The sequence below is a fragment of the Pedobacter hiemivivus genome (genome assembly GCF_004331685.1).
Classification (GTDB): Bacteria; Bacteroidota; Bacteroidia; order Sphingobacteriales; family Sphingobacteriaceae; genus Pedobacter; species Pedobacter hiemivivus.
Window position 1 is genome coordinate 266,464 of record NZ_SJSM01000002.1, and the last position, 20,727, is coordinate 287,190.

13 protein-coding genes are annotated in these 20,727 nt (G+C 39.9%); 12 read left to right on the forward strand and 1 reads right to left on the reverse strand.

The genetic code is table 11. The features are described from left to right. The first annotated feature begins 18 nt into the window (after positions 1–18). From EZ444_RS04370 to EZ444_RS04385, 4 genes are read left to right on the forward strand one after another with little or no spacing between them, the layout of a single operon-like run. Complete coding sequence (locus EZ444_RS04370; RefSeq protein WP_131607508.1) at positions 19–1,806, forward strand: RagB/SusD family nutrient uptake outer membrane protein; 1,788 nt, start codon at positions 19–21, stop codon at positions 1,804–1,806. Positions 1,807–1,823: 17 nt separating this feature from the next. Next, the gene (locus EZ444_RS04375; RefSeq protein ID WP_131607509.1) at positions 1,824–4,637 is read left to right on the forward strand and encodes a SusC/RagA family TonB-linked outer membrane protein; all 2,814 of its coding nucleotides are present in this window, start codon (positions 1,824–1,826) and stop codon (positions 4,635–4,637) included. Between the two features lie 9 nt (positions 4,638–4,646). After that, a complete protein-coding gene (locus EZ444_RS04380; protein ID WP_131607510.1) occupies positions 4,647–6,359 on the forward strand; it encodes a RagB/SusD family nutrient uptake outer membrane protein in 1,713 nt (570 codons plus the stop codon). Between the two features lie 28 nt (positions 6,360–6,387). Beyond that, entirely contained in the window at positions 6,388–7,977 is a 1,590-nt protein-coding gene (locus tag EZ444_RS04385) for a calcineurin-like phosphoesterase C-terminal domain-containing protein (protein WP_131607511.1), read from the forward strand. Here the strand turns inward: EZ444_RS04385 and EZ444_RS27355 are convergent. Further along, on the reverse strand, positions 7,925–8,812 hold the full coding sequence (locus tag EZ444_RS27355) for a DUF6266 family protein (protein WP_205945210.1): 888 nt from the start codon (positions 8,810–8,812) through the stop codon (positions 7,925–7,927). The two genes, EZ444_RS04385 and EZ444_RS27355, sit on opposite strands and share 53 nt — an antisense overlap. A 385-nt stretch (positions 8,813–9,197) precedes the next feature. Here EZ444_RS27355 and EZ444_RS04395 point away from each other — a divergent pair, with 385 nt between their 5' ends. From EZ444_RS04395 to EZ444_RS04430, 8 genes are all read left to right on the forward strand, one after another. Further along, positions 9,198–9,803 carry an RNA polymerase sigma factor gene (locus tag EZ444_RS04395; protein ID WP_131607512.1) on the forward strand — a complete coding sequence of 202 codons (606 nt, stop codon included), beginning with the start codon at positions 9,198–9,200 and terminating at the stop codon, positions 9,801–9,803. A gap of 160 nt (positions 9,804–9,963) precedes the next feature. After that, positions 9,964–11,223, forward strand: a complete 1,260-nt coding sequence (locus EZ444_RS04400) for a FecR family protein (protein ID WP_131607513.1) — start codon at positions 9,964–9,966, stop codon at positions 11,221–11,223. A 169-nt stretch (positions 11,224–11,392) separates the two neighbouring features. Further along, positions 11,393–14,929 carry a SusC/RagA family TonB-linked outer membrane protein gene (locus EZ444_RS04405; RefSeq protein WP_131607514.1) on the forward strand — a complete coding sequence of 1,179 codons (3,537 nt, stop codon included), beginning with the start codon at positions 11,393–11,395 and terminating at the stop codon, positions 14,927–14,929. 86 nt (positions 14,930–15,015) lie between these two features. Next, on the forward strand, positions 15,016–16,365 hold the full coding sequence (locus EZ444_RS04410; RefSeq protein ID WP_205945211.1) for a RagB/SusD family nutrient uptake outer membrane protein: 1,350 nt from the start codon (positions 15,016–15,018) through the stop codon (positions 16,363–16,365). Between the two features lie 28 nt (positions 16,366–16,393). Beyond that, positions 16,394–17,545 (forward strand): thioredoxin-like domain-containing protein, encoded by a 1,152-nt coding sequence (locus EZ444_RS04415; RefSeq protein WP_165503526.1) that lies wholly within the window; start codon positions 16,394–16,396, stop codon positions 17,543–17,545. A 60-nt stretch (positions 17,546–17,605) separates the two neighbouring features. Beyond that, positions 17,606–19,042, forward strand: coding sequence for a collagen binding domain-containing protein (locus tag EZ444_RS04420; protein ID WP_131607517.1), 1,437 nt, complete (start codon positions 17,606–17,608; stop codon positions 19,040–19,042). Positions 19,043–19,138: 96 nt separating this feature from the next. Then, positions 19,139–19,720 (forward strand): RNA polymerase sigma factor, encoded by a 582-nt coding sequence (locus EZ444_RS04425; RefSeq protein WP_131607518.1) that lies wholly within the window; start codon positions 19,139–19,141, stop codon positions 19,718–19,720. A gap of 71 nt (positions 19,721–19,791) precedes the next feature. Next, positions 19,792–20,727 carry an ABC transporter ATP-binding protein gene (locus tag EZ444_RS04430; RefSeq protein WP_131607840.1) on the forward strand — a complete coding sequence of 312 codons (936 nt, stop codon included), beginning with the start codon at positions 19,792–19,794 and terminating at the stop codon, positions 20,725–20,727.

Consider the following 20,727-nt stretch of genomic DNA (forward strand, 5'->3'; position numbering starts at 1 on the left):
CATTTAAATAATATAATCATGAAAAAAATGATAATCCCAATAGTAGCTGCTTTTCTATTGCTGCTGGGATCAATGATGACCAGCTCATGTAATAAGGATTTTTTAGAAAAACCTTTTTCAGTAACCTTTAATGAGGACTCCATATTCGTTAAATACGAAAATACAGTAAAACTGGTTAACGACATGTATAATCTGGGCCCGTATTACCTTCAGTTGGCAGTTGGGGTAACCAGTACAACACGTCTGGGTGGGTCAATGCTGGAAGCTGCCACTGATTTTGGCGGAAGCTTCAGAGCCAATGCGAACTATGGCGCACATAAATTTAATTTTGGTACGGTGGATGCCGAATGGCTCAGCAATAGTAAAACAGGGGAAGACATCTATTCAAACCACTATAAAACCATTCGCAAGGCTTTTACCTTATTGGAACGGGTTGAGGAAGTCCCCGATGCCTCTGAGGCACAAAAGGCGAGGATCAAAGCCGAGGCGCAGACGATGATCGCTTTCCAGTATTTTGAATTGATGAAGCGCTATGGTGGCGTACCATTGGTTACTAAACGGTTAAATGTGCAAACAGATGATGTAAATCTTCCTCGGTCGCCCTTAATTGACGTCTATAATTATATCATCCAGATGCTTGACGCCGCAATTGCAAATCCTGATTTTGCAGCCCGGTATGATGGATTGGATTTTGGGCACTTAAATAAAACGTTTGCTTATAGCTTAAAAGCTAAAGCTGCCTTATATATTGCAAGTCCCTTATTTAATACGGCAACTCCATACATGAATTTTGGTAGCCATAATAATTTGATTTGCTTAACAAATTATGATCCTGTGCGCTGGGAAACTGCGGTCAAATTTGCCGATGATGCGATTAAATATTGTGAATCAAACTCCTATGTCATGGTTAACACGCCAAATGTTAACTTGAACTACACCATTTCTTATCAGTACAAACCTAATCAGGGAAATACCGAAATGATCTGGGCCACCCAGCTGGTGACCAACCCATCAATGGCCTATTGGATTCCTCGTGGGACACCATTTTCTGGAGGGTTTTCTTCCAATCTGGTGAGTATGAATATGGTAGAGAAATACCAGAATAAAGATGGCTCCTATGTGAACTGGAATGGGGTGGTCACTACACCACCAAATGACCCTACAGCTCCGTATAAAAACCTGGACCCGAGGTTTAACCAGACAGTGATGTATAATATGCAAACCTTGTACGGTACTACTCAGATACAATATTATGAGCATGAAACCCCTACGCTGGCAGGTAATAATAGTCCTTCAAAGGCCCAGACACAATGGTCGCATCAGGTTAGAAAACATGTATACGGATATGAAGACAGAGTGTCAACACAAAAAACATGGTCGCCTATATGTTCACAAATGCGCCTCACAGATCTGTATATGATGTATGCTGAAGCACTTAACGAAACACTTTCTGTTCCTGATAGTCGGGTCTACGATAAGATTAACCTGATCAGAAACCGTTCTGGTATGCCAAATATCCCTACAGGATTATTAAAGGATGAAATGCGTACAAAAATACAGAACGAATGGGCTATTGAATTTGCATTTGAAGAATATCGTTTCTGGGATTTGAAACGCTGGAAAATGGGCAATGTATTTAAAGGGCCGGTTTACGATATGGCCGTAAAAAAAATGAATAATAATACCTATACGTATACAAAATACAAGTTTGAAGACAGGCAGTTTTATGACTGGTATTATTTGCATCCTTTCCCGCCTACAGAGGTGAGTTTACAATACGGACTGGTCCAAAATCCTGGATGGTAATTAATTAGATAGATCATATGAAATTTTTTATGTATAAATGTTTGTGTGCCTTTATTTTGCTTTCTCTGCTGAGTTACACTAGCTATGGGAGACAGCAAAAACAAGAAGGACCGGAAACCGATACGCTCTCGAACAAAGATAGGGTCAATATAGCTTACGGGCAGATCACAAAAAAGGCGCTGACCTATTCTGTCAGTACAGTCAGCAGTAAAGACATCATTGGTAATTCCGTTTATCTATCGGGCAATAGTTTGTTTGGAAAATTACCGGGTTTAACCCTGCAGCAAAGCAGCGGGGAACCGGGAAACGATGCGCCGATATTTTTTCTGCGCGGAAGAAGTACCATGGCGACAAATCAACCTCTGATTATGGTTGATGGTATAGAAAGGGATATGAATGACGTGCAGCTTGAGGATATAGAAAGTATCACTGTGCTTAAAGATGCTGCTTCAACTATAATCTACGGAATCCGGGCAGCAAATGGGGTTATACTAGTAACCACCAAAAGGGGAGCTGTGGGCAAACTGATCATGAATGGTAAAGTTGAACAGGGACTCCTGTCACCTACCCGCAATCCCGGATTTGTCAGCTCTGGAGACTTTGTAAAATTATACAATCAGGCGCTCAGCAATGATGGATTGGCACCAGCTTATACGCCTGCACAGATTGCAGGATATGAAAATGGGGATTCTTATTATTATCCAGACGTCGACTGGAGAAAAGAGGTGACTAATAATAATGCTTTGGGAACCAAGGCAAATTTTGATGTTTCTGGAGGGGATAAGATCGCAAGATATTATGTTGCCCTTGGCTATTTTCATCAGGGAGGACTTTATAAAAACTCGGATAGGAATGATGGATATTCTACAGGTATCTATCTGGACAATGTTTCCTTTAGGTCGAACCTTGATTTAAATGTAAATAAGAACTGGACTTTTGGATTGGACCTTAATGGAAGGGTCTATCAGAAAAATGCTCCTTTTACGAATGCCCCAACTACCTGGGATATGCTTTATAAATATCCTGCTCACCTTTTCCCTGCTTATGTTCAAAATGGTGTATATGGAGGTACAACAGTTTATCCAAATAATCCAATAGGCTATATCAATTCATCCGGATATCGGGTAACAAACAACAGGGCTATTCTCACTACCCTTTCTACAAAATATGATTTTAATGATCTCCTTAAGGGGCTTACTGCCGGCCTAAGGTTCTCAACTGATAATTTTTATAGCAATCAGGAAGGCTACAGCAAAACCTTCGGTGTTAGGGAATTGTTAGGACAAAATCCATCAGGGGAGCCTGTACTTAGCGCTTTGATTGGCGTCAACGGGGACCTTAAAACAATAAGTACTGGTGGTTACCCTGTAAATGATGTCCAGAATAAGCGCAATACCCTGGAAGGAAACATCCAGTATACGCCACAGCTGGGCATTAACCATACGCTTAATACCCAGCTAATTTATCACCAGGATCGGCTGATTATTGGTAGTGAAAGCCCATATAATTACCAGTTTTTAAGTGGCCGTGTAAATTATGGATATTTAAACAGATACTATGCAGAGATTGGTGCATCCTACAGCGGTACTGAGGCCTTTCCTAAAGAACACAGATTTGGCTTTTTTCCGGCGGTATCTGCTGGCTGGGTAATTTCTGAAGAGAACTTCTTAAAGCACAATAACTACCTGAACTTTTTGAAACTCCGAGTTTCTGCAGGTGCAGTGGGTAACGCCGAAGTTGGCCAGCGGTTTAGCGATTTAAGGCAATATACTGCTGCAACAGGCTATAATTTCGGTAGTGCCAATGCTGCACAAGCAGGTCTGTACCCTGGTGTCGCCCCTAATTCCAATCTCACCTGGGAAACGGCTTATAAATATGATGCTGGAATTGACGCCCAATTATTTAAAATTCTAGATCTTTCCTTAACCGTATTTTATGAAAAAAGGAAAAACATATTAGTTTCGGAGGATGCACTTATCCCTGGTCTGCTAGGGCAGGATTTACCAAATATCAATGCCGGTATTACGGCCAATAAGGGGCTTGAAGGTAGTCTTTCCTTTGCTAAACAGAAAAAGGATTGGGGATACCACGCCGGTGTAAATGTGAGTTATGCCACAAATAAAATAACTTACCTGCCAGAAACCATCCAGCCTTATAGTTATTTATATCAAAAAGGTAATCCTATTAAGCAGCCGTTTATGCTCGAAGCTATTGGGTTTTTTAACTCTGATGCAGATATTCAGAATAGTCCGGTTCAAACATTCGGTACCGTTAAGCCAGGCGATATTAAATATAAGGACCAGAATGGTGACAAGATCATAGATGCTTTTGACGAAGTGCCTCTGGAAAAACCCAATTTGCCAAATTGGGATATGGGATTTGATGTTGGTTTTAATTTTAAGGGATTTGACGTTAGTGCATTCTTTCAGGGACAAGTAGGCAGGAGCATTTATCTGGGAAATGCCCCCTTCCTGTTTTGGCCATTAAATAACAATGGTGGTCGAATCAATACCTATGCGAATCAGTTCTGGACGGAACAAACACAAAATACAGCAGATTATCCGCGGCTTACCACACTTGAAAATAAGAACAATTACCGGGAATCTTCCTTTTGGTATGTAAATGGTGATTTTCTTCGTCTACGTAGCCTTGAACTAGGTTATACCTTACCACAAGGCCTTAGTAAGCGTGCAAGGCTAAGGAATGCGAGGATATTTTTGAGGGGAATGAACCTGTTCACATTTGATCATCTGAAATATACGGACCCGGAGGTTTTAGCAGGATATCCTGTCATGAAATCATATAACGCAGGTATCAGTTTACAATTTTAACAGAAGGATATGAATAACTTTAAAAAAGGCATATTAATTTTTATCGGGGCAGTTAGTATTGTTTCCTGCAAGGTAACTGACCCGGATGACCTGACCTTTGTAGATGATAAAAACATCTATAACAACATCACACAAATCCGGAACATCTTGAGTAATGTATATAGCGGTCTTCCAGATGGCTTTGCGGATATCGGTACCTCCTGGCTCGCAGCTGCCTGCGATGAAGCCGAGGAAGTGAACAACGTGGAAACGATTCAGAATTTTAATACCGGAAATATCACGCCATATTCCAACCCTGATGACATTTGGAATAAATCTTATGCATCTATAAGGAATGCTAAAATATTTATTCAGTCTACAGACACCATTACCTGGAAGATCTGGCAATATTCAAATCCTACAGAGTACAACCTTAGAGTCGGTTTGACTAAACAATATAAGGCGGAAGCAAAGTTCCTTACTGCATTCTTTTATTTTGAACTGATTAAACGTTATGGCGGCGTTCCGATTGTAGATGAGGTGATTGATAAAAATACAGACTGGATCTCCCGTTTTCCGAGAAAGTCATTTTCAGATTGCGTTGATTTTATTGTCGCTAACTGTGATGCGGCTGCTGCTGATCTCCCAGCAACATATGATGTAGGGAACTATGGAAGAGCAACAAAAGGGGCTGCTATGGCACTGAAGGCGCGCACGCTACTGTACGCGGCAAGTGATCTTTATAATCAGCCTTCAAATGGTGATGCTTTACTGGGGTATGTCGGAGGCGACCGAATAGCACGCTGGATTAAAGCTGCTGAAGCGAATAGAGCAGTAATTACCCTTATTCCTGCTTATGCATTTCAGCCGAAATATGAAACATTAAGCGTATTGGCTGCAACCAAAAGCACAGAGGTTATTTTTGAAAGAAGGTATGCCGCCAGCAATACTTTCGAAAAGCAAAATACTGCTGTAGGCTTTCCCTTCGGATTAACAGGAACGTGCCCATCAGGGAATCTTGTTGATGCTTATGAGCACCTTGATGACGGTGATTTCGATTGGAATAAGCCATCTCATGCTGCAAATCCTTATAACAGACGTGATACGCGACTGTCGAAAATAGTCGCCTTTAATGGCGCCCCATTTGGCAAAGTTCCGGCTCCTGTTGAAGTGTTTAGCGGCGGAATTAATGGGAAACCAAGAGACAGGGCCTCTAAAACAGGGTACTATCTAAGAAAGTATATAAACGAAACTTTGGATCTGCAGATAGGCGAAACTGCTCCCAAGCAATGGATGTATATCCGTCTGTCGGAAATTTATTTAAACTATGCCGAAGCGATGAATGAAGCTTATGGCCCGGAAGGTATGGGGCCAGGGACATTAACAGTTAGTGCGAGGACAGCGTTAAATTCCGTACGCACCAGAGCAGCGGTTGCCCTTAAGGCTATACCTGCAGGTTCCGATCAACAGGCTATGAAAGCACTGATCAGAAGAGAAAGACGTGTAGAACTGGCATTTGAAGGTCACCGTTTTTGGGATGTAAGGCGCTGGATGATTGCCGATCAGGCAATTGGTGGTGCCCTAAGGGGGGTTAATGTGGTTAAAAATACTAATGGGACCTTTAGCTATACACCAACTGTAGTAGAAAACCGTACCTGGAACAATAAACTCTATTACTATCCGATCCCACAGTCAGAAATTACGAAATCAAATGGGGTAATCGTCCAGAATAAAGGCTGGTAATCAATTGTAATTATTAAAAAATCAAAATATGAAAAGAGTATGTTTTACAGCATTGGTACTTCTGGCGAGTTTTCAACTCCAGGCTCAAAGTACTGTGAAAGGTTTTGTTTATCAGGATCTTAATCATAATGGTAAACGTGATCATAAAGATCTGGGGGTAGCTGATGTAGCGGTTACTAATGGTGTACAGGTGGTACTAACTGATAAAAGTGGTTTGTACACATTACCAATAGGAAAAGATAATATTGTTTCAGTGATCAAACCTTCTGGTTATAAAACGGGTGTTAATGCAGACCAGCTTCCCCAGTTCTTTTATAACCATAAGCCAGGCGGCTCTCCTGTTTTAAAGTATAAAGGCGTTTTACCCACAGGAGTATTACCTGCATCAGTCGATTTTCCTTTGACAAAGGTAAAAGAAAACGAGAATTTTAAAATACTGGTATTTGGTGATCCACAACCTATCACACTTAAGGATGTGGACTATTTTTATAAAGGAGTGATCTCCGAAGTTAAAGGGATCAAAGGAGTTGAGTTTGGTTTAAGTATGGGTGATCTCGTACAGAACAAATTGGAACTGTTTACACCCTATATTAAGGCGGTAAAAGACGTGGGTATTCCATGGTATAATCTATTGGGAAATCATGATCTGGATTTTGACGGTAAAGCAGATTCCCTTGCCGACGAAACTTATGAAGCACACTTTGGTCCCGCGAATTATGCGTTTAATTATGCAAAAGTGCATTTTATTGTGCTTGATGACATCTTATATCCTGATCCAAGGGATGGAAAAGGTTACTGGGGAGGTTTCCGCAAGGAGCAACTGGATTTTGTAGAAAATGAGTTAAAGTATGTTCCTGAAGATTATTTAATCGTACTTGCTTTTCACATTCCCATAAGTGAGCCTAAGGAAGGTGGGGATCCTTTCAGGGATGAAGACAGACAGCGGTTATTTGATATATTAGCCCGGTTTCCGCATACCCTTTCACTTTCTGCGCATACACACGGCCAGAAACAGGACTTTTTTACTAAAGAGCAGGGTTGGAAGCAAGAGAAACCACATCATCATTACAATGTAGGCACAACTTCAGGCAACTGGTACTCGGGGGAACTGAATGCAAAAGGTGTACCTGTGGCTACCATGAGTGACGGGACACCTAAAGGATATGCCTTCATTAATTTTAAACAGAATGCCTACACGATCGATTATAAAGTGGTGGACATGCCGGCAGACTATCAGATTGCGATTACTGCTCCAAAAATTCTTGAAAAAAATAAAGGAACGGCAGCCGTAATTTATGCCAATTTCTTCATGGGAAGTCCTGGCGACACAGTAATGTGTCGCATAGATAGTGGAAAATGGACCGCTATGAACTATGTGCTACAAAATGACCCGACATTTTTAGATCTTATACATAAATGGGACCATAGCGAGGTATTACTAAGTGGAAGAAGGCCAGGACTTCCCGCACTTTGTCGTCACCTGTGGAGTACACCGGTTCAGCCAAATCTGCCCGTTGGAGACCATGTAATTGAAGTAAAAGCAATTGATATTTTCGGAAGGACTTTTACTCAAAAAAGCAGCTATAAAATTGCATTATTGGAAAGCAATACAAAGTAATAAAATGGATGGTGTCCGGCCTTTTGGGATGCCATCCTTCTCGGTCAATTATTTTATCAAAAAGTAACCCGGTTATTTTTCCGTTTTCATGGAGTAATGACGCTGTTTTTTTGGCATATTCTTTTCTTTTGCTTGGTAAAATAGCACAAGAATCCTGTTCTGTTGATATGCCCATTGTGTTTAAATCTGATATTTCAATAACCAGGTTGCCAAGGTAAATACTGTTGCTTAAACTTCTTCTATCATCTGCAATAAAAGACAGATAGACATGAAGTTTCATGCCTTTTACTTCTGCAGGCAATTCTAAAAAATCTGTCTCTTCTGTCATGCGCGCGCCAGAAAACAGATAATATGATTTTCCTGTTTCTTCTGCATAAACCAACAGCATTGCGCGTGCACTTCTGTCGCTCCAGTTTAATGAGGTGTCGTAAGTCCAGTTAAAGCGAACACCATTGCCTTCGGCTGTTACAATTGGGTTTAATGGCAGCTCAATGGTTCCCTGAGTTAAACGGGCCGCAGCGTAGTTCATGCTGATTTCGGGATATTCGCCTTGAACTGCATGTAATAGTTGGTAGGATTTAGCTGCATTGTTGGGCGAAATGGGTTTGCCTTGGGCAGCTTCTTCAAAGCCTATTCGAACATAATCCGTCATACTGTTGACGAAATTATTGACTACTTCCATTCTCTTTCTTTGGATTTTCTCTTTTGGGGTTGGGGGAGTGGTACGCTTTCTTTTCTTTGTCCTAACATAAGCTATTCCATATCTTACATAACCCTCTACTGGACCGAGATTACCATTAAAGCCACCCAAAATACCATTCTCAATTCTTGCCATAGTTTTTTGTTTTTTTCTAAAAGTATGCACTAAGCTGTTGATTGTCAACTCGCATGCTTTTGACGGCTTGCACTTTAAGGCAATTTAATTCACAGTATGTTAACGGATGTTAAGCGGATGCTACTCGGCTCCAGCCGGGCAGTGTCCGAGTAATGTCCGGGTAAATGCCGGGTATAGGCCGGGTTTACAGGGTTAACTGAAAAGAAACTTTTGAGCTGAAATCCTTAGTTGTAACATTCTTGTTGTGAAACAAAAAGTCTGTTTTTTTTAACAAATGTTAACTTTTTTGATTGGTTGACTCGCTGTTCTCTACCCATATTATTGAAGTAGGAGCCGTAGATTGTTATTATATTTGTCCTGCATGAGCTATAGTAACATGTGATATATGAGTAGTAAAATCAATACCGAAATAGAGCATGGGAGAAAGGAGGCTTTTCACAAAGACGATGAAAACCTTTTGCGGTATTTTTTTGATTTACACCATAAATCTTTACGTTATTTTGCTAAAGGATTGGTAAGTAATGAGGCTGAAGCAGAAGATATTGTAGCTTCCTGCTTTGTGAAATTATGGCAATTTAGGGAGCAATACTCAGATCCAACTAAAATTAAAGCCTTTCTTTATATCAGTTGCCGAAATACCTGTTTGGATTACCTAAAGAAAAATAAGAGACGTAAAGGCTGGCAGGATGAGTATTTAAGGCAGCTTGAAGGTGATGATGAAAGGATACTTCAAAGAGCGGCAGAATCTGCTTACCTGGATATCATTAATAGGGAAATAGAAGAACTACCCGAAAAATGTGCTGAGGTATTTAAATTGCTTTATTTTGAGCATAAAACAACAGATGAAATTGCCAATCAGTTAAATATTTCTGTTAAAACGGTTCGCAATCATAAAGCTAGAGCAGTAAAGCAGTTGCGGTATGCATTTGTTGAGAAAGGATTATCTGATGCGATGATGTTTGCCGTTATCTTATTCCTTAATAGTAAATAAATTGGATTTTATTTTTCTGAAAATCAGCTGTTTATTTATGTTCTGTTTTTTTATTTACCAAAAAAATGATTTTCGACTAGGCGTTTGGAAGAAATGTCGTTTTTATGTTTTGTAAGCGCTTAAATGATGAGTATTTAAGTTCGAATCCGTAGCGATAATTATGAAACATACTGGAATGTTTGAACATGAATTTGATATGGCCTTACTTTTCTCCGCTCATGTTAAAGGGGAACTGGATGCTCAAGGACAGAAACAACTCAATGCCTGGCTTAATGCAAGCCAAGGTAACAGAGAACTGTTTGATAGTCTAATGCATAGAGAAGAATTGAAAAAGAAACTGATCAGTTTTAATGAAGGCAATTCAGAAATAATATGGGGCAAAACATTGCAAGGCCTTGTAACTTTAAATATTCAAGAGGATCATCGGGATCATCGGAATATTTTTACCGCAAAAAATCAGACAGTCAAACTTTGGAAGAGGATAAGTATAGCAGTCTCCATTATAATTGCATTGAGTGTAGGAGGATATTTTTTCATTAATGGCCTAAATTATTTTGGTTCAGATCAGCAGATTGTATTGACTATTAATGACAATGCTCCTGGACGTAATAAAGCAACATTAACCCTTGCTAATGGCAAGGCAATTGCGCTTAGTGATACTAAAACAGGACTTGTAGTTGGATTGACTGATTTAACCTATAATGATGGTAGCTATATAGATGTTAAAGCGGAAAACCAATTATTAACGGCATCAACACCGCGTGGGGGTACTTACCAAATTACTTTATCAGATGGTACTCGGGTATGGTTAAATGCAAATAGTAAGTTGATCTTTCCCTCTAAGTTTAGTACTTCACAACGAAAGGTTCAGTTAATAGGAGAAGCTTATTTTGAAGTAGCTAAAGTAATGATTAAAGATAGCAGAATGCCATTTGTAGTGGTTACTGATCAACAGGAAATTTCTGTTTTAGGTACTCATTTTAATCTTAATAGCTATAAAGATGAGGGTGTTGTGAAGACTACCTTGCTTGAAGGTAGTGTGAAAGTATCTTTACTTTCATCTTCCGGGAAAGCTGGAGAAACAGGCAGCGTTATCCTACGTCCGGGACAGGAGGCGGTCTTAAACAAGAATTCTGAATTAAAGATAACAGCAGCTGATGTAGAACAAGCTACGGCATGGAAAAATGGCCTGTTTTATTTTAAAGATGCTGATTTAAAGACTATTTTACGCACATTTTCGCGTTGGTATGACATTGATATAGTGTATACTGGCTCAGTTAGTAACCAGAAATTTTCAGGAAAGTTGTATAGAAATGTGAATGCTTATCAAGCATTGGAAGTCCTAAAGTTATTAGGATTGGAGTTCGTTTTGGAAAAAAAGAATCAACAAATACCACAAAAGATCATTATTAAACCTTAAACAAACCAACGAATATGATTAAAAATTAACCTGAAATTTTATCGAAGGGAAACGGAAAAATTACGGAGGTGTTACTAGCACCTCCGCATAAAATCTGGGCCGCCCAATTAAAGGGTATAAAAACAATTCAACTAAACCATTCTTTATTCACCCAAACATTACAAAAGTAATGAAATTAAACTTTATAAGCGGAGCTATGCCTGATGCATGGTTCCCGGAAAAACTATTAAGAGTTATGAAACTTACCACCTTGATGTTAGTTATAGCATTGATGCAGGCAAGTGCTGCAGGGTATAGTCAGAAGGTTTCCTTATCGGAACGGAATGTGCCTATCGAAAATGTCTTTAAGGAAATTGAAAAGCAAACTGGTTATGTATTCCTTTATGAAAATGGGATTTATAAGCAGCGGATGAGTATCAATGTGAAAAATGTGAGTATTGAAGAGGTACTGAGCAGTCATTTTAAAGCACTACCATTAACATTCAATATTGTCAACGGCAACAATATTGTTGTAAAAAAGAAGTCAGAATCGCTAACTGATAAGGTGTTGCAACTGTTTAATCAGAAAAATCCTGTTAAAGGCAAGGTTACTGATGAAACAGGTAGGGCTGTTCCTGGGGTCACCATTTTAAATAAAACAACCGGCAGGGGGACAATTTCTGAGGGTTCTGGGGCTTACAGTATAGACGCTGACAAAGGCGATCTACTGGTATTTACTTATATCGGATACCAACAGAAAAAAATCTATGTTACAGAGCAAACAACGGTTAATGTTTCTCTGGAACCTGAAACCTCAAGCCTGGATCAGGTGGTAGTTGTGGGGTATGGTAGCACTAAGAAAAAGGATCTAACAGGATCTGTATCTATTGTTAATGCTGCTGATTTAAAAAATGCCCCTTTTGCAACTATTGATAATGCGCTGGCTGGAAAAGCTGCTGGGGTTCAGGTAACTAAAGCTGATGGTTCGCCAGGTGGAGCTGTGCGCATCAGGATACGAGGTTCCAGTTCTTTGCTTGGTGGAAATGACCCTTTATACATTATTGACGGCGTACCGGTTCAGGTATCGAACAGCTTTATCAATCCCGGATTTGATGTTGGCAGTCCTATTGGTAATGAGATCAATGGGATGGGAAGTATGAATGCAGGTTTATCAACTGCATTTGCTAATGGACTAAATAGTTTGGGCGGATTAAATGTCGAAGACATCGAATCGATCAGTATTCTTAAGGATGCATCTTCTACTGCAATCTATGGTTCAAAAGCAGCTAATGGTGTGGTTATGATTACTACAAAAAGAGGAAAAAAAGATATGAAACCTCAGATTACGGCAAATTATTATTCCACTGTTACTACACCCAAATTACCTAAATTATTAAATGCTGATCAATACAAAATGCTGCTTACAGAATCTGCGCAAAATTTAATGATGGAAGCAGATCCGGATGAAGACTATATCCCTGAAAATATTGACGCTATTTTAAATCATTCAAATACCTTCTTTGGTAAAGCGAATACAGACTGGTTGAAGGAGGTTACGCGCAATACGGTTTCTCACAATGCCGACCTTTCTGTACAGGGTGGTGGTGCAGCTTCCAAGTATTTCAGTTCTATTTCGTATAATCAAACACCTGGTGTCGTAAAATCAACAAACTATCAGCGTATTGCTGGGAAGTTGAATTTAGAGAATGAGATTGGGAGTAGGTTCCGATTTATCACCAATTTGAATTTAGGCTATACCGACCAGAATATTGGCGATGGTGCTTATGGACAAGCGTTAAGGGCACGTCCGGATTTGGCACCCTATGACGAAAATGGTATGCCTACCAGTTTTGTTGGGCGGGGTGGTGAGGACTACCAGGGTTTTCAAAACCCTGTAGGATTGTTACAGGCAACGAACAATGCCAAGACTTTTAGTATGTTGGGGTCACTATCAGCACTATACGATATTACAAAAGACTTACAGTTTAAAAGTACGGTCTCCATGAATATGCAGACTTATAACCAGCGTATTTATATGCCTAGTTTTATCCAGACAGGTAGCTATTTTGGTACACCTACAGAAATGTCAGGGATTGGGAGCAACTCAAATAGCAGAATGACCAATTGGTTTTTGGAAAATACACTTACCTATACTAAAAGTATAGCAGACATTCACGATATCAATATTTTGGCAGGTACATCTTACGAAACCAGAAAAAATAGCTTCTTCAGTGCTACAGCTTCAGGATATCCTAATGATCATTCGCTAAACAACCTTTCTTCTGCTATAACACCTTTGTTTACTCGTGGCGATGAGCCTACCGGGCCACAGAGTTATTTATTGTCGTTTTATTTGCGCGCAAATTATACCCTAATGGATAAATATCTGTTTACTTTCACAGGTAGGACAGATGGTTCTTCAAAGTTTGGCCCTAACAATAAATTTGGATACTTCCCTTCGGCAGCTTTGGGATGGAGAATATCCAAAGAGAATTTCCTGAAAGAGGTAAAATGGTTAGATGACCTTAAAATAAGGGGGAGTTATGGACTTACAGGAAGCCAGAATATTGGCGACCAGATGTACCGTACTTTGTATAGCCCTAAGGCATATGCTGGGGCAAATGCTTTAATCCCAACTCAGCTTGGTAATGAAAATATTAAGTGGGAAAGTACAAAGTCTATAGACCTGGGATTAGATGTTTCATTGTTTAACAATAGGCTACAACTTACGGCTGATTATTACGATAAGAGAACCAATGGCGCCTTGTTATATTTACCAGTTCCATCAAGTAGTTCTTACGCTTTCTTACTCAGCAATGCTGCAGATCTTAAAAACCAAGGTTTCGAGTTTTCTTTGCAGGGTGACATTATAAAAAGTAAAGATTTTAAGTGGAATGCTTCATTTAACGTAACCTGGAACAAGACCATAGTTACCAGGCTGGATCCAAAAGCTAATTTGGGGCAGTCCGGAAGTATGACTGGCCTGGAATGGCAGAATACCCGGATTGCAGAAGGAATGCCTTTAGGGATGATTCTTGGCTATACCTACACCGGGATCATTAAAACTCAGGAACAACTGGATGCTTATAAAAAAGAACTAGGTCCGGGTAATACAGTATTTTATCCGTTTTTAGGTATTGGTGATCCAATGTACAAGTTGGACTATGAATACTTCAAATCAAGTAAATCTGCAATTGCTGATGCAAAAACTATTATTGCAAATGCTGCACCTAAATATTATGGTGGCTTTACACAAGGTTTTAGTTACAAAAATCTGGATCTTCAATTGTTCTTCACATTTTCTCAAGGGGGCAAATTGTTATGGGGTGATCATATCAGTAGCAGACAATTTAATGGAACTTCAAATTCGCATGCGCTGATGTTAGACAGATACCATCCAGGAAATACGGAGACTAACCGTGAACGATTGGTGTTGGATGGTAACATGCCCATGCCATCATCTATTGATGTTTTCAGTTCTTCTTATATAAAATTAAGGACTTTAAATATGAATTATAGGCTTAACCAGACAAAGTGGATGCAACGTGCAGGATTGCAGAATACTTCGGTTTTTCTTTCTGCAACTAACCTGTTTACCATCACTAAATATCCTGGAAATGACCCGGAGACAACTAATGATACATTTAGTGTAGGCGGGGGATATTTTGATGTAAGCAATTATCCGGTGGTACGCACATTTTCACTAGGATTTAAACTTGGTTTTTAACATAAGATATTGAGATGAAATATATACAATTCAAATTATTACTACTGTTATTGTTAACATGTACATTTTTTTCATGTGAAAAACAATTGAATGTTTTTCCTACAAATAAGTTAGTAGATGGCAATGTGATCATTGACCTTAAAAGTGCTGAGACGGTATTAAATGGCGTGTATTATGCTTTTGCAAATGTAGGCTTGGATTACGCTAGCTTAGAGTCTGTTAAATGGATTTCAGTAAATGAAATTTTGCCTTCAGAACTTTCTGGTACTTTGGCTTATTCCTATGGTCAGGATGGATTCATGAATATGGCTTATCGTAATTCCAGTCCGATACTTGTAAGTAAATGGAAGTATGGTTACAATATTGTGAATGCGGCCAATGGTTTTCTAAAGAATGTAGGCCCAGTAAGCAATATCCCTTCAGCGCGGAAAGAACAAATGATTGCTGAAGCTAAGTTTTTGCGTGCTTTTGCCAATGCTGATCTGCTCCTTTATTTTGGTCATTATTATGATGTAAATAGCAAGTATGGAATTATATTGAGAGATGAGTTTGTTTCTGCCGATAATGTAAAGTTACCTAGAAGTACCGTTGCGGCTACATATAGTTCAATACTTAAAGATTTGGACGAGGCTATTGCTGCTTTGCCACCTTTAAATACTCAGATCCATTATGCTAATGTTTGGGTAGCAAAAATGCTTAAGGCCAGGGTACTGATTAACAGAGGGGCGCCAGGGGATTACAATCAGGTCATTAATTTAACCGAAGACATCATTAATAATAGTTCTTTTAAGCTTGAAGCGAATTTAAAAGACTTATTTCAAGTAAAAGGCTTTACAAGTGCAGAAGTTATGTTGTCAGTACAGCCTTTCCCCAATGACAGTTGGAAATTTTACCTGAATAATACAAGTGTAGATTATTATGTTACTCCTGCTTTAAAAGATTTGTTGGCTAATGACCCAAGAAAGGCCTGGATGTATAAAGACGCTGCAAACATAAATGGGATATTACCTGCTGTAACTAAGTATTATTCTGGACCGGCAATTAAGCCCGTAAAAACGCCCTTGGTATGTAACAGCTATGCTTTCCGGTTAACTGAAGCTTACTTAACACAGGCCGAGGCTATTGCTTTATCAGGTGCCGACCTTAGCTTAGCTAAGTCGCGTTTAAAGAAAGTGTTAACGTGTGCAGGAATCACTGATTTTACTGTTATGGATGGGGTAACTACACCAGAGGCTATGCAATTATTAGTAGTGCAGGAAGTGTGCAAAAATTTCCTGCAAGAAAGTGGCTTGGACTGGTTTGCCTTGCGCAGGCTTCCTCTTGCTACCTTAAAAACATTAAGACCTAGTGTCAAGTCTGTTTATTCGCTGACGCTTCCTATTCCTATAGTTGAAATTAATGCGAACGGTTTAATTGAACCAAATCCTGTGGATTAATTTATTTTTTATGATCAATATGAATATTATGAGTAAATCAATTTATATGTTACTTTTTATTTGTGCAACAGCTTTAGGCGCTGTTGCACAAAATACTGCGCTAGAAAAAAAGGTTGTTTTTAAAGGAACAGCTGCAACCAGATACAATGGTCAGTATGTTTATCTATTTTCCAATGCGCCAACGACAGTTCGGGACAGTGCCAAAATTGTGAATGGAACTTTTACTTTTTCACGTATTTTTAAGGAACCCGGTATTTATAGTTTTTACAGTGGATATGAAAAAAAGACAAAGGGAGACTATAGCGTGCTAACGGTTCCTTTTGATCGTCCTTCGAAGATGGAGATCAAGGGCAATATAGAGCGTTTCGACAATTCAGCCGTTAAAGGGAGTAAAGACTTTTTTATTTTTGATGCTGTTGTAAAGGCTACTGACCCAGTTTACGAAAAGTTGATAAATGACCTGTCTGCTAAATACGGAAAAGCTTATCTGTATGACATGAAGCGCGATACTACGCAGCAAAAGTTTAAAGATATGATCTCTGAATACAATAAGGGAAAAGCTGCTTATAATTTGTTATTGAAAGAACAAGCCATTAAGACCGTAAATGAGCATCCGAACTCTTTTGCGTCCGCATTGATCCTTCAGAATTATGCGGATAATCTGGATCTGGAAGTATTGGAAAGATTGTGTAAGAAGGTTTCTCCGGCGGTAATGGATAATTTTTTTGGTCGTAATTTACTAAGCCAGTTAAATGGACGTAAGCAATCTGCAGTTGGTAATTTTGTGGAAGATTTTACTTTAAATGATCCCAAAGATCAACCGCTGAAATTTTCTTCATTAAGGAAAAAATATGTACTGATTGATTTCTGGGGTAGCTGGTGTGGTCCTTGTCACATTGCGTTTAAGGATTTGAGATTGTTGTATGCCAAGTATCGCGATAAGGAGTTTGAAATTTTAGGTATTGCTACAGAAAATAGTAAGGAAGCCTGGATTAAGGATCTTGAAAAAGAAAAGTTACCCTGGTTACAGGTAATTGATATGCAGGGTAATAAAAGTGTATCTCTTAATCAGTTTGCTGTTGCAAAATATCCGACCACTGTGTTGGTTGATCCTAATGGAAAAATTATTGGAAGGGATTTAAGTATGAAGGCGCTTGAGGCGATACTGGATAAAAGGTGATCGTTGGGGTAACATTTTTATTGTGAGGTTGATATACTATTAAACTAAACAACATTCAACATGAAAAAGTTATTCACACTCTTCTTTTCCACTATCTGTTTTTGCGCTACCGCACAAACACCTGGTCAGCCGATTAAAGGTATAATAGTAAAAGGCGGTAAAAATCCAGGCGGGAATACACAATTGTCTGTAAGTGGTGGAATAAATAACCCGGGCAGTTCAATCAAAACAAAAGCAAACCTTGTTAATGGCTATGCTTTAGGTGCAAATGTATATGTACCCTTGTTTGCCAAAGAAGGAAATGGAAATTTGGCTGGCCATACTGCACACTTCTTTACTATTGGTCTTAATGCCGGGGGCGAGTATTTTGCCGGTACCGGAAATTATAACCTGGCTGAACTACCGTCTTACGATATTTCAGGGCAGTCTGCAGGACCTAATGTAAGGGGAAACAATGATGGAAATAAACAAAATGGCTTTAAAGCTGAGGCAGGTGTACAGGCTAATTTTTCGTTTGGGAAGGTTACGCTGTCACCTGTTTTAAACGCAGCTTATATGAGTTTAAAGCAAAATGCGATTAGTGTGGTGCAAGATGGTACGGTGAACGGTGTAAGCTATAGTAAAGAAATCTATGCGCAACAAGTTGCTAAAACTACAGGGATTGCCTTTATTCCTAAACTGCGTATCGCTTTCTTTCCTGGAAAGCTAGGCTTTTACCTGGAAGGCGCTTATACCAGTGGTCCGGATGTTAAAAGTCAGTCTGAGTTATTTAAGCCTCAGGGCAAAGTTAACGATGCTGGGTTCTACAGCCAGGATCAGATGAGCATGGGGAGTAGCAAGCCGAAAGATCAAAATGCGAAGTACAATAGTTTTGGGGTAAATTTTGGTCTCAGTATCCCACTGGGTAATGCGATCAGCCGCAGACGTTTAAAGGGGAAAGTAACAAAGCCAGGGGGCAATGGTGTCAATCTGGTGAATCCGATGCAAAATCCATCCGCTTTGGCAAAACCGGGTAACCCTATTGGTGGTATCATCGTAAAGGGTGGTAAAAATCCTGGTCCCCGGGATAGGATTGCAGTTACCAATGAAAATGGTGAAATCGTATTTTCGGTGACCGAAACCGGTGAATATACATTGCAATTAACGATACCCGAGGCTTCTGGAAAAAGTATCAGTAGTAAAGGGGTAAAAAGAATCCCATCCGAAAACAATAAAAGAGAGGTCAGAACATATTCTGGAGGACGTAAAAATGAAGTTTCAGCCGAAAATATGATGGCCCGTCCTGGTCAGCCCATTAAAGGTGTAATCGTAAAAGGCGGAAAAAATCCTGGGGGAAATTCAATAAATTTGATCACAAATGAAAATGGTGAATTTACCTTTGCCGTGCAGGAAGCGGGTGAATATAAATTACAGATAACTACTCCTGAGGCCCCTGGAAAAAGCATCAGTGAGCAGGGCGTAGCGGCCCCATCTAAAGGAAAAGGTAAAAAGAACTAATATATTTTTATGAACCTGATTCATTAATCGCCTTCCCATACTGCCAGGATTGTTAATTCAAGCATTTTTTAATAATTTTGGGTAAAGTTGGGGAACATGATAGATTATACCGTAATAACTGACCAGGAGCTGGCCAAAATGCTTGCATTAGGGGATCAGACTGCCTTTGCGGAAATCTATAGTCGCTACAAATTTATCCTTTACAACCATGCCTGGAATAAAACCCGGGATAAACAGGAGGCACAGGATACTTTACAGGAGGTTTTTGCGATGATCTGGTCTAAAAGAGCCACGATTACTATTGGCAATAATCTTTCTGGTTACCTCTATACCTGTGTTCGAAATCACATCCTTAACGTCATTGTCCGTAAGAACACCCACAATAAATACACCTCTTCCATATTGGAATTTGCGGAAACAGGGCCGGTGCTTACCGATCACCTGGTACGGGAAAATCAATTGAAAGCTTTGATCGAAAGAGAGATTGCTGCACTGTCCCCACGCATGCGCCAGGTATTTGAATTGAGCAGGAAACAACACCTGAGTCATAAACAGATCGCTGAAATCATGGGTACGAGTGAAGAAACTGTCAAAAAGCAAATGTCAAGAGCTTTAAAATCACTACGCCTAAAGTTAGGCCTTCCCGTTTTCCTCCTCATGCTGTTGTTTTACCGATAACACATTTATTTTTTTTCCTTGTACCACCTCGGCCGTCCTTAGTTTGTCTAACTGCTAGACTAAACTAAATGATGACAACCAGTATTGTAAAAATCGAAAACCTTTCCCACCGTTACAGTCTTGACTGGGCCATACGGGATATTAACTTTGAAATCAGTCCCAGAGGAGTCCTCGGACTGCTGGGCTCTAATGGAGCAGGAAAATCGACTACGATGAATATTCTTTGCGGGGTACTCAACCAAACTGAAGGAAACGTGTTCATTGACGGAATCGATACCAGGCTCCATCCCGAACAGGCGAAACGGAAGCTTGGATTTCTGCCTCAGCATGCTCCCTTACACCTCGACTTGAATGTCGACGAATACCTGACTTACTGTGCCCATATCCGGGATGTTCCGGCAAAGAAGGTGCGAATGGCAGTAGCGGAAGTAAAAAACAAATGCGGCATCAGCCATTTCAGTAAACGCCTGCTCAGTAACCTTTCCGGAGGGTACAAGCAACGCGTCGGTATCGCGCAGGCGATCATTCATCACCCGCTCCTGGTGGTACTGGATGAACCTACCAATGGGCTCGACCCCAATCAGATTCTGGAAGTGAGGAAACTGATCAAAGAAATCTCTGAAGAACGCTCCGTGCTATTTTCCACGCATATTCTTTCCGAAGTGCAGGCCACCTGTAAAGAAATCAGAATGATAGAAGGAGGACGAATGGTCTTTGCAGATACCATGGAAGCCTTTAACAACTACATCATGCCAAATTCTGTGCTGATCTACCTGAACAATCCTCCATCCATTGAGACCCTCAGTCGCCTTCCGGACATTACCAGTGCCGAGCCGCTGAGCGACGGGGGGCTAAGACTCCATTTTAAGGGCTCACAAAAGAACATTTCGGGAATGATCATTGAAGCCAGTATCAGCAACGGCTGGCAGCTCAGCGAGATCATGCTCGAGAAAAGCTCCCTTGATGAGATATTCGCCCAACTTTCCAACCATAAAAAGCCAGCATAA

Coding starts and splice junctions, on each gene's coding strand:
- EZ444_RS04370 (WP_131607508.1), top strand. CDS start 19: ATGAAAAAAATGATAATCCCAATAGTAGCTGCTTTTCTATTGCTGCTG.
- EZ444_RS04375 (WP_131607509.1), top strand. CDS start 1,824: ATGAAATTTTTTATGTATAAATGTTTGTGTGCCTTTATTTTGCTTTCT.
- EZ444_RS04380 (WP_131607510.1), top strand. CDS start 4,647: ATGAATAACTTTAAAAAAGGCATATTAATTTTTATCGGGGCAGTTAGT.
- EZ444_RS04385 (WP_131607511.1), top strand. CDS start 6,388: ATGAAAAGAGTATGTTTTACAGCATTGGTACTTCTGGCGAGTTTTCAA.
- EZ444_RS27355 (WP_205945210.1), bottom strand. CDS start 8,812: ATGGCAAGAATTGAGAATGGTATTTTGGGTGGCTTTAATGGTAATCTC.
- EZ444_RS04395 (WP_131607512.1), top strand. CDS start 9,198: ATGAGTAGTAAAATCAATACCGAAATAGAGCATGGGAGAAAGGAGGCT.
- EZ444_RS04400 (WP_131607513.1), top strand. CDS start 9,964: ATGAAACATACTGGAATGTTTGAACATGAATTTGATATGGCCTTACTT.
- EZ444_RS04405 (WP_131607514.1), top strand. CDS start 11,393: ATGAAATTAAACTTTATAAGCGGAGCTATGCCTGATGCATGGTTCCCG.
- EZ444_RS04415 (WP_165503526.1), top strand. CDS start 16,394: ATGAGTAAATCAATTTATATGTTACTTTTTATTTGTGCAACAGCTTTA.
- EZ444_RS04420 (WP_131607517.1), top strand. CDS start 17,606: ATGAAAAAGTTATTCACACTCTTCTTTTCCACTATCTGTTTTTGCGCT.
- EZ444_RS04425 (WP_131607518.1), top strand. CDS start 19,139: ATGATAGATTATACCGTAATAACTGACCAGGAGCTGGCCAAAATGCTT.
- EZ444_RS04430 (WP_131607840.1), top strand. CDS start 19,792: ATGACAACCAGTATTGTAAAAATCGAAAACCTTTCCCACCGTTACAGT.